15 protein-coding genes are annotated in these 14,891 nt (G+C 69.3%); 5 read left to right on the top strand and 10 right to left on the bottom strand.

Annotated elements, in window-relative coordinates:
* Positions 1-204: 204 nt before the first annotated feature.
* From OKW78_RS13290 to OKW78_RS13255, 8 genes are all read right to left on the bottom strand, one after another.
* Positions 205-846, bottom strand: a complete 642-nt coding sequence (locus OKW78_RS13290) for a 30S ribosomal protein S3ae (protein WP_281195642.1) — start codon at positions 844-846, stop codon at positions 205-207.
* Complete coding sequence (locus tag OKW78_RS13285) at positions 843-1,220, bottom strand: KEOPS complex subunit Pcc1 (protein ID WP_281195641.1); 378 nt, start codon at positions 1,218-1,220, stop codon at positions 843-845. The genes OKW78_RS13290 and OKW78_RS13285 overlap by 4 nt, the downstream gene beginning before the upstream one ends.
* Complete coding sequence (locus OKW78_RS13280; protein WP_281195640.1) at positions 1,217-2,377, bottom strand: exonuclease RecJ; 1,161 nt, start codon at positions 2,375-2,377, stop codon at positions 1,217-1,219. Before OKW78_RS13280 ends, OKW78_RS13285 begins: the two co-directional genes overlap by 4 nt.
* Before the next feature lie 48 nt (positions 2,378-2,425).
* Positions 2,426-2,893: a 30S ribosomal protein S15 gene (locus OKW78_RS13275; protein ID WP_281195639.1), complete on the bottom strand. Its 468-nt coding sequence runs from the start codon at positions 2,891-2,893 to the stop codon at positions 2,426-2,428.
* A 405-nt stretch (positions 2,894-3,298) separates the two neighbouring features.
* The gene (locus OKW78_RS13270) at positions 3,299-4,906 is read right to left on the bottom strand and encodes a hydantoinase B/oxoprolinase family protein (RefSeq protein ID WP_281195638.1); all 1,608 of its coding nucleotides are present in this window, start codon (positions 4,904-4,906) and stop codon (positions 3,299-3,301) included.
* Complete coding sequence (locus tag OKW78_RS13265; protein WP_281195637.1) at positions 4,903-6,915, bottom strand: hydantoinase/oxoprolinase family protein; 2,013 nt, start codon at positions 6,913-6,915, stop codon at positions 4,903-4,905. The genes OKW78_RS13270 and OKW78_RS13265 overlap by 4 nt, the downstream gene beginning before the upstream one ends.
* Position 6,916: 1 nt before the next feature.
* The gene (locus OKW78_RS13260) at positions 6,917-8,125 is read right to left on the bottom strand and encodes an Nramp family divalent metal transporter (RefSeq protein ID WP_281195636.1); all 1,209 of its coding nucleotides are present in this window, start codon (positions 8,123-8,125) and stop codon (positions 6,917-6,919) included.
* 133 nt (positions 8,126-8,258) lie between these two features.
* Positions 8,259-8,804 (bottom strand): ribbon-helix-helix protein, CopG family, encoded by a 546-nt coding sequence (locus tag OKW78_RS13255; protein ID WP_281195635.1) that lies wholly within the window; start codon positions 8,802-8,804, stop codon positions 8,259-8,261.
* Positions 8,805-9,024: 220 nt separating this feature from the next.
* Between OKW78_RS13255 and OKW78_RS13250 the strand changes: the two genes are divergently transcribed.
* Both OKW78_RS13250 and OKW78_RS13245 read left to right on the top strand, forming a co-directional pair.
* Positions 9,025-9,708, top strand: a complete 684-nt coding sequence (locus tag OKW78_RS13250; RefSeq protein WP_281195634.1) for a PHP domain-containing protein — start codon at positions 9,025-9,027, stop codon at positions 9,706-9,708.
* 58 nt (positions 9,709-9,766) lie between these two features.
* The gene (locus tag OKW78_RS13245; protein WP_281195633.1) at positions 9,767-11,014 is read left to right on the top strand and encodes an asparagine synthase C-terminal domain-containing protein; all 1,248 of its coding nucleotides are present in this window, start codon (positions 9,767-9,769) and stop codon (positions 11,012-11,014) included.
* A gap of 317 nt (positions 11,015-11,331) precedes the next feature.
* Here OKW78_RS13245 and OKW78_RS13240 read toward each other — a convergent pair whose 3' ends face one another.
* Positions 11,332-12,015 carry a uracil-DNA glycosylase family protein gene (locus OKW78_RS13240; RefSeq protein ID WP_281195632.1) on the bottom strand — a complete coding sequence of 228 codons (684 nt, stop codon included), beginning with the start codon at positions 12,013-12,015 and terminating at the stop codon, positions 11,332-11,334.
* 280 nt (positions 12,016-12,295) lie between these two features.
* Between OKW78_RS13240 and OKW78_RS13235 the strand changes: the two genes are divergently transcribed.
* Together OKW78_RS13235 and psmB are read left to right on the top strand one after the other, a co-directional pair.
* Complete coding sequence (locus tag OKW78_RS13235; protein WP_281195631.1) at positions 12,296-12,469, top strand: hypothetical protein; 174 nt, start codon at positions 12,296-12,298, stop codon at positions 12,467-12,469.
* Positions 12,470-12,650: 181 nt separating this feature from the next.
* Complete coding sequence (gene psmB, locus OKW78_RS13230) at positions 12,651-13,382, top strand: archaeal proteasome endopeptidase complex subunit beta (protein ID WP_122105123.1); 732 nt, start codon at positions 12,651-12,653, stop codon at positions 13,380-13,382.
* Positions 13,383-13,419: 37 nt separating this feature from the next.
* Here psmB and OKW78_RS13225 read toward each other — a convergent pair whose 3' ends face one another.
* Entirely contained in the window at positions 13,420-14,169 is a 750-nt protein-coding gene (locus OKW78_RS13225) for a protein sorting system archaetidylserine synthase (RefSeq protein WP_281195628.1), read from the bottom strand.
* Positions 14,170-14,293: 124 nt separating this feature from the next.
* Here OKW78_RS13225 and OKW78_RS13220 point away from each other — a divergent pair.
* The coding region (locus OKW78_RS13220) for an SPFH domain-containing protein (RefSeq protein WP_281195627.1) at positions 14,294-14,891 on the top strand (598 nt) is incomplete at its 3' end.

Below are 14,891 nucleotides of genomic sequence, written 5' to 3'. Positions count from 1 at the left end.
GCTTTATATTGGAACTAAATCACGGCCTCGTACCGATCTATTCCGATCTATGCCGCCTTCATCAATCGCTAGATTCCGTCTCGATATTTTATATTTGAATAAATATATGAAACTAATTCTGGTATTTTTGTCGTGTCGATGTCGGATCGGCACCGTCGCTCACCGGGATGATAAACGAAGGAAACGGGTGGTCGTCGACCGCGACTACTCGTCGACCGCCACGTCGTCGGCGTCGACGTCGACGGCGGCCTCCTCCTCGGCGGCGATCTCCTCGGGGCGCGCCTCGAGGGTCAGCTTCTGGACCTCGACGCGGCGCAGCGGGTAGATCGTCTTCGCGTCGGCGTAGACCGCCGACGAGAGGTTTCCGTCGACGATCGCGTCGACGAACGACTCGAAGGTACGCTCCTCGGCGGCGTCGTGGACCTTATCGATCATGACGCGCCGGATCGCCTTCTCCTGGGAGCGGTCCGCCTTCTTGGTCGTCAACGCGACGGGCTGGACGCGGATCCGGTAGTCGTCGGTCGTCACGACCGTGATCGACGCCTCGACCTTCGAGGCGCCGCGGCGGACGAGAGAGCGCAGGTAGTCGCGCGTCAGCTCGTACTTGATGAACTCGGTGTAGGCCGTGTCGCTGCCCACGTCGGTGATCTTGAACGTGAGCTTCGTGTTGTTCGCGCTCGAGTCGCCGGTGAGCTCGCCCAGCGTGGTCGTGATCGTGCGGCCGATGACCTGATCGGGCTCCTCGGCGAGGGTCTCGCCGAGCTCCGCGCGGTCGAACTGTTCGGGTGCCAGTACGTCGTACCAGCGTTTCTGTTCTCTGCTCTTGGAAACTGATCGTTCGCTCATGTGTTGGTGTCGGTGTGTCGGGTGTTCGTGTCTGCGTCTCGTCCCGCCGCCGCGTCGGCGGTCGACTCGTCGGTAGCCGTTGCGTCGGCGGCCGTCCCGTCGGCGGTTCGGTGTTCGCGTGCTCGTTCGATGACCCGCTCCGCGACCCGCAGGTTCACCACGTAGTCGTCGACGGTCGAGCGCAACCCGCCCGTCGTCGGCCGCTCGATCCGGCAGTCGATCGCGTCGCCGTCGACGCGTACCGCCATCGAGTCGGTGTCGTCGGGCGCGAGCGCGTCGGCGACGAGTTCGGCGTCGGCGTGGGTCGTCCGGACCGCCGCGGTCCGGGATCCGGGGCCGGCGGTGCCGGCCTCCGCTTGCTCGTCAGCCGTCATAGCGCCCCCCGGAGCGCGGCCAGCGCGTCCGTCGGGTCCCCGTCGACGGCGATCCCGCCGCGGGTTCCGCCCCCCCAGCCGTCGCCGCCCGCCTCGTTGGCGGCCGACCGGCAGGTGTCGCCGATCCCGCGGTCCTCGGTCGCGGCCGCCGCGATCCGTCCCGACGACTCGTCGAGAACGATCGCGACGGGCTCCGGCGACCGGAAGTCCCGGAGGATTCGGGCGACCGTGGGGAGCGTCTTCGCCGGCGTGTCGACGCGGGCGACGAGACAGCCGTCGTATCGGCCGGTCGTCGCGTCGTCGAGCGCGCGGTGGGCGGCCGTCCCGTGGGACCGCCAGGCGTCGACCGCGGCCGTCCGGAGCCCGTCGCCCGGGTCGGCCGCGAGCGCCAGCGCGACGCCCGTTCCCGGCTCCTCGCGCGCGAGGGCCTCGAGGACGTCGGCGTGGCCGCCGACCGTCTCGAACGGGCCGGCCGACGCGTCGATCGCGTACGGTCGAAGCGCGCGCTCGACGGCCGACGCGCTCCGCGTGCTCGCGTCCTCCGCGCCGGCGACGTCCACGGCGACCAGCGAGGCGAGCCGTCTGTGGGCGTCCTCGTCGAGTTCCGCCGGGAGGTCGAGCGCCGCGATGGCGGTCCGGGTCGCCTCGACGTCGCCGGAGTACGGCGTCCGGAGAAGCGTCGAGGCCGCGATCCCGTCCGCCAGGTCCGCGGTCGGTACCGCCACGCCGGGACGCCGGGTGACGGCTCCGACGCGTTCCGCGGCCTCGAGCGCGTCGCCCGAGCCGTCGGTCCCGGGCACGGAGCCCGCGGCGACGACGCCGGCCAACGCGATCACCGGGTCGGGATCGACGCCCAGCTCGCGGGCGACCGCGAAGGCGGTCGTGCTCGCGGGTCGTCGACCGGCCGGTATCGCGTGTGGACCTCGGTCGGCTCCGAGAGTCACTGCGACGTCGTCGCTGGCGGCGTCGGGGACCGGATCGCGTGCGATCCGGACCTGAAACGGCACCGCACGCTCACGGAGCGCGCGGGCGAGCGTTCCCGCCGCGGCGAGCGCGTCGCCGTCGTCGGTCGCGACGAGCCGAACGAACGGCGCGTCGGCGAGGACGCTGGCGAGCGCGTCGGGGTCGGGCCCGGGTTCTGCGGTGGTCTCGGTCACGGGTGTGTGTCGGGAGTTCGGGTCGGTGTGTTCGGCTCGATGCGGGCCTTACTCCTCGAGGAGTTCGGCGGCGTTCTCGTAGGTGTAGGTGAAGTCCTCGTCGATCTCGTCGCCGCGGTAGTAGTTCGCGAGGCGGCGGATCTTCGACTCCGTGTTCTGGAGCGCGCGCTTGTTCTGGTGGTCCTGTCCGTTCTCGGCCATGTGCTCGCGCAGGCGAACCGCGCGGGCCAGCAGGTGCCGCAGGTCCTCGGGTAGGTCGGACTCGGCGTCGTGTTCCTCGAGGATCTCGGTGATCTTCTTGCCGGTGGCGAGTTTGACGTCGGGCACCGGGACGCCCTTGACGCCCTCGTCGCGAAGCTTGATCCCGATGACGCTCGGGTCCTCGCCCTGTTCCGCCAGTTCGACGACGCGGGACTCGATGTCCTCGGCGTCGACGTCGCTCCACTCCGGGTTCTCGTCCGTCGCCGGCTTGTCCGAACCGGACGAACCGCGACGGCGCGTGTGCATTCGTGCCATTGTCTTGAAATTGGAACGGCACAACCGCGAGTACGTGACCGCGACTCCGCGCGACCCGGATCTCGGAACGCTCGCGAACGCGAGCGGTTCCGGCGAGGGCCCGTGAAACGGGCGTCTCGGTCCCGGTCGTCGGAGGCGGCGGTGCACTGCTACGTTCCCAAGCCGTGGGTGAAGAGGCCCCGGCGAGTCGGATCCGCAGCTGTGCTGTTCCCACCTGGAGGTCGCCGTCGGGGTTCTTAAGCGTGTTCTTGTCCGGCTGCGGTCGAGACCCCGGGACGAGTCGAGCCACCTCGGAACGTGGAGCTACGGGAGGCGGTCGGCGAGGGCGCGTTCCGACCACTCCAACCGGTTCCCTAACCCGATCGTCCACCTTCCCGTCGCTACCGGTCGTCCACCTCCCTGCCGCTACCGGTCGTCCACCTTGCCGTCGCGTCGGTCGCGCTCTCTGGCGGCCGCCTCGCGCTCGGCGGGGTCGCCGTGTCCGCCGCCGCCGGGCGTCAGGATCGAGACGGTCGTCCCGGCCGCTACGTCGAGGGATGCCTTCGCCGGAACGGCTTCACCGTCGACGAGGTTGCGTCCGACCGAGCCGTCCTCGCCACCGTCGAGTCCGGCGGGAGCGGTCCGTCGACGCTCCGTCAGAAGCGACACGGTGGCGTCGGTCTCGACGGTGACGGTCCGTTCGAGTCCCAGGCCGCCGCGGTATCGCCCGTCGCCGCCGCTCGAGGGTCGCAGGGCGTAGCGCTCGACGCGGAGCGGGTACTCCGTCTCCATCGATTCGACGGGCGTGTTGAGCGTGTTGGTCATCCCGACCTGGACGCCGTCCATGCCGTCCTTCGTCGGCCGGCCCCCGAACCCGCCACCGATCGTCTCGTAGTAGGTGAACTCGCCCGAACGGTCGCCGATGATCAGGTTGTTCATCGTTCCCTGGCCGCCGGCGGGGATGGCGTCGGGGATCGCGGGGGCGAGCGCCGCGAGCGTGACGTCGGTGACGCGCTGGCTCGTCTCGACGTTGCCGCCGACGACCGCCGCCGGCGGGTTCGGATCGAGAAGCGATCCCTCGGGTGCCGACACCGACACCGGCTCGTAACAGCCGTGGTTCGGCGGGATGTCCGGATCGGTGATCGCGCGGACGACGAAGTAGACCGCGCTCTTCGCGACCGACAGCGGCGCGTTCAGGTTGCCCGCCACCTGATCTGCGGTGCCGGCGAAGTCGACGTCGATCGACGCGCCGTCGATCGTGACGGCTACCTCCATCGGGACGTCCGCGTCGGTCACGCCGTCGCCTTCGAGCACGTCCCGTGCGCGGTACGTTCCGTCCGGAAGCGTCGCGAGTTCGGCCTCGACGCGGTCGCGGGAGTACTCGATGACGGCGTCGAACGCGTCGAGCAACGTCTCGCCGTGCTCGTCGAGCAATTCGTCGATGCGCTCTTCGGCGCGCGCGTTCGCGGCGCGTTGCGCCCGGAGGTCGGCCTCGCGCTCGTCCGGCGTTCGGACGTTCGCCCGGATGAGGTCGTGAACCGCCTCGTTCGGCTCGCCGCCGTCGACGAGCCGAACCGCCGGAAGCCGGAGTCCCTCCTCGTAGACTTCCCGGGCCCCTGGCGGCATGCTGCCCGGGGCACTCCCGCCCACGTCGGCGTGATGTGCGCGCGATACCGCGAAGCCGAGCACCTCGTCTTCCGGCGCGATCGTCGAGACCAGCGTGATGTCGGGGAGATGCGTTCCGCCCGCGAACGGGTCGTTGACGATGAACACGTCGCCCGGCTTCGGGTCCCGCTGCAGGACGACGTCGACGGCGTCGGGCATCGCGCCGAGGTGAACCGGGATGTGTTCCGCCTGTGCGATCATCCGGCCCGAGGCGTCGAAAAGGGCCGTCGAGCAGTCCTGCCGCTCCTTGATGTTCGGCGAGTACGCCCCGCGGATGAGCACGTGACCCATCTCGGTGGCGACGCTCTCGAGCTGGTTGCGGAGTATCTCGAGCGTCACCGGATCGATGGTCGGCTCGTCGTCGCTCATTCGTCGATCACCTCGGCGACGAGCGCCCCGTCGGGACGCACTCGAACGGTCCACGCGGGCGGGACGACGACGGTGCTCTCGGGACCCTCGATTATCGACGGACCTCCGACCGACTCCGCGGGCGGCAGCCCGTCCCGATCGTACACGGGTGCCTCGTAGGTGCCGCCGTCGAAGACCGCCTCCCGGGACCGGGACAGCCCGCCGCCGCCGTCGTCGTACTCGAGCGACGGCGCGTCCCGAGGAACGATCGCCGTCGCGCGGCAGTTCACGAGCTCGACCGGCTCGTCCGCCCGGTAGCCGTACGCCGACTCGTGAGCCGACGCGAACCGCTCGCCGGCGGCCGTGGCGTCGAACGGTCGATCGATCTCCGCGGTGAGTTCGAAGCTCTGCCCGGCGTACCGGAGGTCGGCGGCGTATCGCACGCTCGCGGCGTCGCGGTCGCTCACCTCGTCGAGCAGCTCCTCCGCCAGCGACGCGTACACCGCGTCGACGTCGTCGGAGTCGACCGCGGAGAGCCGTCGCTGATGCGTCCGGACCGCGTCACGCTTCTCGTCGGCCGCGAGCAGGCCGTACGCCGAGAGGACGCCGGACGCACGCGGGATCACCACCCGGGAGATGTCGAGGCCGTCCGCGATCGCGATCGCGTGCATCGGGCCCGCGCCGCCGAACGCGACGAGGCCGAACCGCCGCGGGTCGTACCCCCGCTCGACGGTCACGGACCGGATCGCCCGGGTCATGTTCGCGTTCGCGATGCGGTAGACTCCGCGGGCCGCCTCCAGCGCGCCATCGAGCCCGGCGTCGTCGGCGAGCGATTCGAGGGCGTCGTGGGCGGCGTCCGCGTCGAGCGACAGCTCGCCGCCGAGGCTCGTGTCCCCGCCGATGTACCCCAGGACCAGGTTCGCGTCGGTGACGGTCGGCTCCGTGCCCCCCTTGCCGTAGCAGGCCGGCCCCGGGTCGGCCCCGGCCGAGCGCGGCCCGATCCGGAGCGCGCCACCGGCGTCGACCCACGCGATCGACCCGCCGCCGGCTCCCACCGTCTCCACGTCGACCATCGGCGTCTTGATCGGTCGGTCGTTGATCACGCCCTCGGTCGTCCGCGCGGCCTCCCCGTCGCGGACGAGGCTCACGTCGCTCGAGGTCCCGCCCATGTCGAAGGTAACCAGGCCCTCCTGCCGGTCGGCGTCGGCGTCGGAAGCGTCCGCCATCGTGCTCGCGCCGACGACGCCGGCGGCGGGTCCGGAGAGGACGGTCGTCACCGCGTTTCGCCTGACGGTGTCCGCGTCCGTGATCCCGCCGTTGGCCTGCATGATTCGCGGGTGCGGGACGTCGAGGTCGCGAGCGCGCTCGGTCAGGTGGCTGACGTATCGGTCGATCGCCGGCCGGACGTAGGCGTCGACGGCCGTCGTCGACGTGCGCTCGTACTCGCGGAACTCGGCGAGGACCTCGTGGGAGGCCGACACCGGGACGTCGAGTTCCGCGCGGAGCAGGTCCGCGACCCGGCGCTCGTTCTCGGGATGTGCGTACGCGTGGAGCAACGAGACGGCGACCGACTCGACGTCGGCCCGACGGATCGCCTCGGCGACGGACCGGACCTCCTCCTCGTCGGCGGGCGTTTCGATCCCGTCGGCCGTCGCCCGCTCGGATACCTCGAACCGGCGGCGTCTCGGAACCAGCGGCGTCGGCTTCTCGGCGTCGAGGTCGTACAGCGACGGTCGGGCCTGTCGACCGATCTCCAGGACGTCGCGGAAGCCCTCGGTCGTCACGAGCGCCGTCTTCGCCCCGTCGTCCTCGAGCAGGGCGTTGACCGAGACGGTCATCGCGTGCGAGAACTCGTCTATGGCTTCCGGATCGATCCCGGCCTCCGCACAGGCCTTCTCGATCCCGGCCATCACCCCCTCGCTCTGGTCGTCGGTGCTCGGTACCTTCGCCGTGACGAGCCGCCCGTCGAGCGCCAGCGCCACGTCCGTGAACGTCCCGCCGACGTCGACGCCGATCCGCGGGGCCGTCATCTCAGAGCACCCCCGCGACGTCGAGGAGCGTCCGAACGCCGAGCCACACGACGATGACCGTCACGATCGCGCCGAGCGCGTTCGCGACGGAGTCGTTCGTGTACGTTCCGAGGAGGTCCTCCTGGTTCATCGCGTAGATCAGGAAGACGGCGACGATCGGTAACAGGATGCCGTTTACCACCTGTGCGAACACGATGATCTCGACGGGACTCCCGCCGAGCAGGACCGAGAGAACGCCGACGCCGAGTATCGTCCCCCAGACGGCGCGAAACTCCGTGCTCCGTAGATCCGAGTCCCAGCCGAGCGCGCCCGTGGTCGCCCACGCACCCGCGAGCGGTGCGGTCGTCGCGCTCGTGAACCCGGCGGCGAACAGCCCGACACTGAAGAACAGCTCCGCGTACGGGCCGGCGATCGGCCGAAGCTGTTCGGCCATCCGGCCGACGTCGCCGATCCGCGTTCCCGGCTCGAACGCCGCCGCAGCGGTCACCATGATCGTGAGCGTGATCACGCCGCCGACGGTGATAGACAGGACCGTGTCGACGCGCGAGCGTCCGATGTCCGCCGGACCGTTCCACCGCTCCTGGACGTTGCTCGCGTGCAAGAACAGGTTGTATCCCACGATGGTCGTCCCGATGAGGCCGGTGATGAGGTAGCGCGATCCGGCGGGGACGCCCGGGACGAACCCGGCCGCGATCGCCCCGAGGTCGGGTCCGATGAGCGCGGCCGACGCCACGAACGAGAGCGCCATCACGGCGACGAGGCCGACGAGCGCCCCCTCGATTAGCTCGTACCGTCCCGTGTACAGCAGGGTACCGGCGACGAGTCCCATCAGGACGCCCCACACGGTCGAGTCGATCCCCGTGATCGTCGCGAGCCCCGCGGCTCCGCCGAGGATGTTCCCCGCCTCGTAGGCGGCGGTCCCGACCCCGATCGCACCCACGACGAGGAAGACGCTCACGTACTCGACGAGCTGGTTGTCGAAGCGCTCGCGGAGCGCTTCGCCCAGTCCCTCACCGGAGACGAGACCGAGCCGTGCGCTCATCTCCTGTAACACGATCGTCGCGACGATCGAGAAGGCGATAGTCCAGAGGAGCGCGTAGCCGAACTCCGCGCCAGTCACGCTCGCGGTCGTCACGGTTCCCGGGCCGATGAACGCCGCGGCGACCATCGCTCCCGGACCGACGGCTTTGAGACGTTGAGTGATCTTCATGATCGATCGTTCTGACACCTGCTGACACGGTTCGAGGGAGTACGGATAAGGACTGTTAAGAACGCCGTGTACGCGGATCATCGGTCGTGTGAGCGCGACGACGAGAACGGAGTCTCCGTGTGATCCGGTACGGTCACGGGTCGCGTTCGGTGATGAACACCTTCGAGACGCTCTCCTCGACCTCGATATCGAACGGGAGTTCCGCGACGCTCTCCGTGATGAATCGGACCATGAATCGACGCAACGGCTCCGAGGGAAACACGACGTGAAAACTTCCTCCCTCGGCACGTCTGACGGTCAGGAAGCCGCAGAGCGACAGCCAATCGAGGATGTCCTCGAGCGAGTCGAACCGCTCCGCGTACTCCTGGGCGTGGTACCGCGCCACCTGATCGACCGTGTCGTGGAACCGCTCGGTATCGGACTCGGGGTCGTCGATCAGGCCCAACAGCGCGTGGAGCAGATCGACGTCCAGGAGCACGTGTTCGCCCGTCGAGAGCATCTCGTAATACGTCTGGAGGTGATCGCTGTCGCTCGCGTTCGCCGAATCGAAGTTCGCCGCGTAGAACGCGACGGCCTGACGGATGAGTTCGCTCCGACTCTCGTCGGTCCGGTCGTTCAGCCGTTTCAACGCCGCGCGCGCGTCGTCGTCGAGAGAGACGGTGACTCGGTCGCTGGCCATGTGACATTCTCACACTCCCCGGGCTTAACATCGTGGCGTTCTGCGGCCACGTCCGGCGGTTCACCCGTCACACCCTCGTGTCATCGACGGCGCGGTGGGGATGACGCGATGGGGACGACGGCGACGACCCGGAGGTCGAACGGATGCAGCCCGATCGCGTGACGTGTGTAGACCGTCCCGGACCGAGGCGCTTTTTATGTAGACGCTCGAAGTCGAGCGCGTGTTATCGGTCGAGCTGCACTCCCACTCGGCGCTGTCCCACGACGGGCGTGACCCGGTCGACCTCCTCCTGGAGCAGGCCGCCGCGGTCGGCCTCGACGCGCTCGCCGTCACGGACCACGACGAGATCGACGCGAGCATCGAGGCGGCCGAGAAGGCCTCCGAGTACGGGCTCGTGGGGATCGTCGGTATGGAGGTGACCTCCGCGGCGGGCCACGTGCTCGCGTTCGGGATCGACGAGCTCGTTCCCAGCGGGCTCCCGTTCGACGAGACGCTCGACCGGATCCACGAGGCCGGCGGGATCGCGGTCGTTCCGCATCCCTTCCAGAAGACGCGCCACGGCGTCGCCGCACATATCTCCGACGAACAGCTCGCGAGCGCCGACGCGATCGAGGTGTACAACTCCCGGCTGTTCACGGGCCGAGCGAACCGCCAGGCGGAGACGTTCGCGGTCCGCCGGGACCTCCCCATGACCGCCGGCAGCGACGCGCACATCTCCGAGATGGTCGGCCAGGCGGTCACCGAGGTCGGCGCGGACGAGCGCTCGGCCGACGCGATCCTCGAAGCCGTCGCCGACGGCCGGACCAGCGTCGTCGGAAAACGCACCCCGTGGCGCGTCTCGCTGCGACAGTTCGCCGGCGGGGCGAAACGCCGGGCGTTCCGGACGATCGCCGAGTTCCGATGACGGCGGGATCGACGCCGCGGACGGCGACGTCGACGCCGCGGACGCCCAGGCGACCGCGATGATTCCCGATCGAGACGGTGAGACCGATGGAAGTCGTCTCCGCGGCGCGTCCGCGAGCCTCGTCGCCGGCGCGGTCCGCGACCGGGACCCGCTTCCCGGGACCCGCGGCTTCGCCGGCCTGCTCGCGAATCCGCCGATCTCGGCGGAAGACCGCGCTCCCGACGCCCGCCCCGCCGATCGCGATCCCGTCGACTGCGGTCCCGTCCTCGTCCGCGACGTGCTCGGCCGTCAACCCCTGTTCGTCGAGGCCGACGCGATGGACGCGACCGAAGCGATCGATCCCGCCGACCCGAACGCGTGGAGCTTCGATCCGGGCGACCTCCGGGACCCGGACTCGATCCCGGCGGGGTCGGTCGTGTCGGCGGCGGGGACCGAGCGTCGCTGGCCGCTTCCCACGCCGTCAGCCAGCGACCCGAAACCCGCACAGGCCGCCGTCGACGACGCGGTCGAGGCGGCGCTGTCGGACCTCGCCGTCGAGGACGCTGCCACCTCGAGCGGTCGGCTCGCCGTGGCCTTCTCCGGGGGCGTCGACTCGGCGCTCGTCGCGAGCGCGGTCCCGGACGCGCCCTGTTACGTCGCGGGATTCGAGGGGTGTCACGACGTCGCGGCCGCCCGCGAGGCCGCGGCGGCGATGGACCGTGACCTGCGGGTCGTCGAGCTCTCGCACGACGACCTCCGGCGGGCGATCCCCGCGATCGCCGCCGCGACCGGCCGGCGGAACCCCATGGACCTCAACATCGCCGTCCCGCTGTACCTGACCGCGGAGGCGGCCGCGGCCGACGGGTTCGACCGACTGGCGGTGGGCCAGGGAGCCGACGAGCTGTTCGGCGGCTACAGCAAGGTCGTCGACCCCGCGAACGACCACCGCGTCGAGGCGGACACCGTCCGGGGCGCGCGAACCGAGACGGTTCGGACCCTGCCCAATCAACTCGAACGCGACGTGCTCGCGCTGCGGGCCGCGGGGGTCGAGCCCGTCGCGCCGCTCCTGGACGACCGCGTCGTCGACGCCGCGCTCCGGCTGCCGGGCGACCTGCTCGCGACGGCCGACGAGCGGAAGGTGGCGCTCCGCCGGGCGGCGACCGGACGCGTTCCCGAGTCGGTGCGCACGGCCGACAAGAAGGCGGTCCAGTACGGCACGTACGTCTCTCGAGAGATCGACCGACTCGCACGGCAGAACGGGTTCAAACGCCGGATGGACGACCACGTCGGGCAGTACGTCGACTCGCTGCTCGAGGAGCACGGCTGACCTCCCATTCCGTCGAAAGACCGGCCCTCACGGACCGGTCTGACCAAGCCGCGCGTTGGAGTACCAGTCCTGCGGCCGACGCCCGATCGATCCGGGCGCCGTCGAAACGGAAGTCGGGTATCGTATAAAATACGCGCAATCGCGTCAAATATAACCGCTCGAATCGTGAGAACTTCATCGATCGTCGAGTAGATCTCCGTATTTTCGGGACGATCGTCGAATATTGTCCCCGTATTCGAGCCGGAATTCGACGCTTCCGCGACGGAGGTCGTTCCCCGCGTGTGGACCGTCCTGCCCTCGACTGTCCCGCCCTCGACTCACCTGACCAGGTACGGGTCGCTGCCGGCCATGAAGCGACCGAGGTCGCTCTCTCGTCGGAAGTCGGTCGACTGGAGCCGTCGGAGGGCCTCGACCAACTCGTCCGCGTCGCCGTCGTCCCACGCCGCGGGGTCCTTGATTGGGAGGACGAGCCAACCCGACCCGAGCAGCTCCTCGCCGTGGAGCGCGTCCATGTCGACCTCGGTCTTCCAGGCGCGGGCGGTGTACTGCCGAAGGACGTGGTCGGTGGCTTTCGCGCCCACCGGAAGGAGGACGTGCGCGGCGATCGCCCGAAGCTCCGCGTCGAAGTACCGCTCCATGTCGTCGTACGACGCGGGCGTCGGCTCCCCGTCCGGGAGACACATGTGGAGGAACGAGAGGAACGTCCGGTTCGACACGACCGGATCGGGACGGTCGTTCCCGTTTTTCTCCCCGCCGCTTTCGCCGTCCTCGTGACCCTCCTCTATCGTCGCCAGGAGTCCACCGTCGGCCAACGCTCCGAGGAACGCCGACGACCAGGGCTCCCCCGTGAACGGGATCCCCTCCTCGAGTCCGCCGTGGACGCCCGGATGGTCGCCGATCACGTGGAAATCGGCGTTGGCGTCCCCGTACCCCGGGACGAACGACGGACAGTCCGGTCGCATCCCGAACGGGTTTCGCGTGCGATCGGTGACGTTCTGCACGCGACCAGCTATGCGGTCGCCCCGTAATAGCCCGTTCGATACCCGGCGGTATCCACCGGTGAGGCGTCCACAGGTAGGCGCATGCGTCCCGGTGGATTCCCATAAGTTATGGAAACGAGCCGCGTTCGCTGGACTTGGGATACGCGTCCATCGCCGATCTCCGGCGGACGTTTCACGGATCGGGAACGTCGACGGAAACCGCATGACTGCGTCGAGGTCGATCCGAACCGTCTGACACAAGGTATATATACATCCCTCGACTGCGGGACATCGAAGACCCATGTTCGACCGCATCCGCACGGCGGCCCTCTTCGGCCTCCACCAGGCGACCGTTGCCATCGGGATCTCCGCGTTCCCCGTGGCCGTCTTCGCCCGCAAGCAGCTCGGCATCAACATCCCGATTCACCGGCTCGTCGAGACCACCGGCGAGGCGATCGAGAGCGTCGAGGAGTAACCCGAACGTTCGGTTTTCCCGCCGTCTTTCCGTCCGTCTCGTCACTCCTCAGCGACCGTCTCGGCCCCACCAGCGACCGCATCGTCGCTCGGCGGCCGTCCGTCCGGGATATGGTCGTCGGAACCGGCGGCGGGTCCCCGAAGGGTTGCCTTTATCAGCGCGAGGGGCCAACGAGGCGGTAATGCGAACACCGACCGACGATCTCTCCGACGGGGCGTCCCTCGAACTCGGCCGCGACCAGCCGGTCTTCGGGCCGGAGCTCGGCGAGTTCGAACACAGCGAACGCCGCGCCGCACAGGCCGACGGCGAGGGCGAGATGAAGACCGGAACGACGACGGTCGGCATCCGCACCGCCGACGGCGTCGTGATGGCGACGGACATGCGCGCCTCCCTCGGCGGGATGGTCTCCTCGAAGGACGTCCAGAAGGTCGAGGAGATCCACCCGCGCGGCGCGCTGACCATCGCCGGCTCCGTCTCCGCCGCCCAGAACCTCATCTCGACGCTCAAGGCGGAGACCAACCTCTACGAGGCCCGTCGCGGCAAGGACATGTCGATGGAGGCGCTCTCGACGCTCACCGGAAACCTCCTCCGTACGGGCGCGTTCTTCATCGTCCAGCCGATCCTGGGCGGCGTCGACGACGAGGGAGCCCACATCTACTCCATCGACGCCCTCGGCGGGACCACCGAGGAGGAGTACACGGTCACCGGCTCCGGTTCGCAGTACGCGCTCGGGGTCCTCGAACAGGAGTACCACGACGACGTCACCGTCGACGAGGCGAGGACCATCGCCGCGAAGGCGATCCAGTCCGCCGTCGAGCGCGACCTCGCGTCCGGCAACGGGATCAACGTCGCCGTCGTCACCGACGAGGGCGTCGACATCACCCGCCACAAGGACTTCGACGGCCTGCTGTAGGCGCTCCGCCCGTTCCCGATCTTCCCGTTATCGCATCTCACTCGTTAGAGGCGTTTACGTCCTCCTCGGGCGGCCGGATGCCGTCGCCCCAGTAGAAGTGCGGGCCCAGGAGGAGGTAGCCACCCGAGAGGAACAACAGCGCGAACGCGAACCCCTCGCCGATCCACGGAGGGAACACGTCCGTGAGCGCGTGCGCGACCGGCGTCAGGACCACCGCCGCCTGGATGAACCCCATCACGAGCGCGTCCTGCGCGTGGAGGTCGGGATACGTCACCGTCGACCCCATGAGAACCGCGAAGACCGCGGTCGCGACGACGATCGGAACCGGGTTGGTGTAGCCCGCGAGCACCGCGGCGGCGAGTACCGTCGCCGCGAGCGTCGTCGGCACCCCGACGGTCTCGCGGCTCCCGCTGTCGTACGCCGTGTACAGCCCGAGACGGGCGACCGCTAGCGCGACGAAGAGGGCGGCGGCTCCGATCCCGGACGCGACGAGGAGGGTTCCGTCTGCGACCGGCCCGGTTTCGAGGACGATCACCGCGACGAGGGTCGCGGGCGCGACGCCGAAGGACGCGACGTCCGCCAGCGAATCGAGGTACGGCCCCGCCGGCGTCGACCCGCGGTGTCTGGCGACCACCCCGTCGACCCCGTCGGCGATGGCGGCCAACAGGATCAGTCGGGCCGCCAACGCGGGATCGACGGTGGCGGCGACGACCGCGAGGAAGCCGACTGCGGCGTTGGCCACGGTGACCGCGTCGGCGAGACCCAACCGACCGACCCGCAGAGACATACCGGATCGGTCGACGACCCCGCTTTTAGGGTTTGTTATCGGCGGTCGGCGGCTGGCGGCGCTCGCTCGTTCCGACGTTCGGTCGCAGGCGAACTATTAAGCCGCCGATGGCCTAATCAACGCCATGGACCCACTTCCCCTCCAAGCCGGTTTCGGACTGGTGAGCGTCGGCCTCCTGTTTCTCATGTTGGTGGTCGTCACGCTCTGGCAGTCCGTCGCGATCGTCGACGCCTACGACAAGGAGGCGTTGACGGTGTTCGGCGAGTACCGGAAGCTGCTCGAGCCCGGAATCAACTTCATCCCGCCGTTCGTGTCGCGGACGTACGCGTTCGACATGCGGACGCAGACGCTGGACGTGCCGCGCCAGGAGGCGATCACGCGGGACAACTCGCCGGTGACCGCGGACGCGGTGGTCTACATCAAGGTGATGGACGCGAAGAAGGCGTTCCTCGAGGTCGACAACTACAAGAACGCCGTCTCGAACCTCGCTCAGACCACGCTCCGGGCCGTCCTCGGCGACATGGAGCTCGACGACACGCTGAACAAGCGCCAGGAGATCAACGCGAAGATCCGCAAGGAACTGGACGAGCCGACGGACGAGTGGGGGATCCGCGTCGAGAGCGTCGAGGTCCGCGAGGTCAACCCCTCGAAAGACGTCCAGCAGGCGATGGAGCAACAGACGTCCGCGGAGCGTCGCCGGCGGGCGATGATCCTCGAGGCGC

The organism is Halorubrum sp. F4 (genome assembly GCF_027257195.1).
Taxonomy (GTDB): Archaea; Halobacteriota; Halobacteria; order Halobacteriales; family Haloferacaceae; genus Halorubrum.
Note: the sequence above shows the minus strand (reverse complement) of the source record. Positions and strands in the feature narration are given on the sequence as shown.

What these genes read in the sequence shown, in the direction of transcription:
- OKW78_RS13290 (WP_281195642.1), bottom strand. Translation starts at nt 846, where the DNA reads ATGAGCGAACGATCAGTTTCCAAGAGCAGAGAACAGAAACGCTGGTAC.
- OKW78_RS13285 (WP_281195641.1), bottom strand. Translation starts at nt 1,220, where the DNA reads ATGACGGCTGACGAGCAAGCGGAGGCCGGCACCGCCGGCCCCGGATCC.
- OKW78_RS13275 (WP_281195639.1), bottom strand. Translation starts at nt 2,893, where the DNA reads ATGGCACGAATGCACACGCGCCGTCGCGGTTCGTCCGGTTCGGACAAG.
- OKW78_RS13270 (WP_281195638.1), bottom strand. Translation starts at nt 4,906, where the DNA reads ATGAGCGACGACGAGCCGACCATCGATCCGGTGACGCTCGAGATACTC.
- OKW78_RS13265 (WP_281195637.1), bottom strand. Translation starts at nt 6,915, where the DNA reads ATGACGGCCCCGCGGATCGGCGTCGACGTCGGCGGGACGTTCACGGAC.
- OKW78_RS13260 (WP_281195636.1), bottom strand. Translation starts at nt 8,125, where the DNA reads ATGAAGATCACTCAACGTCTCAAAGCCGTCGGTCCGGGAGCGATGGTC.
- OKW78_RS13255 (WP_281195635.1), bottom strand. Translation starts at nt 8,804, where the DNA reads ATGGCCAGCGACCGAGTCACCGTCTCTCTCGACGACGACGCGCGCGCG.
- OKW78_RS13245 (WP_281195633.1), top strand. Translation starts at nt 9,767, where the DNA reads ATGATTCCCGATCGAGACGGTGAGACCGATGGAAGTCGTCTCCGCGGC.
- OKW78_RS13235 (WP_281195631.1), top strand. Translation starts at nt 12,296, where the DNA reads ATGTTCGACCGCATCCGCACGGCGGCCCTCTTCGGCCTCCACCAGGCG.
- psmB (WP_122105123.1), top strand. Translation starts at nt 12,651, where the DNA reads ATGCGAACACCGACCGACGATCTCTCCGACGGGGCGTCCCTCGAACTC.
- OKW78_RS13225 (WP_281195628.1), bottom strand. Translation starts at nt 14,169, where the DNA reads ATGTCTCTGCGGGTCGGTCGGTTGGGTCTCGCCGACGCGGTCACCGTG.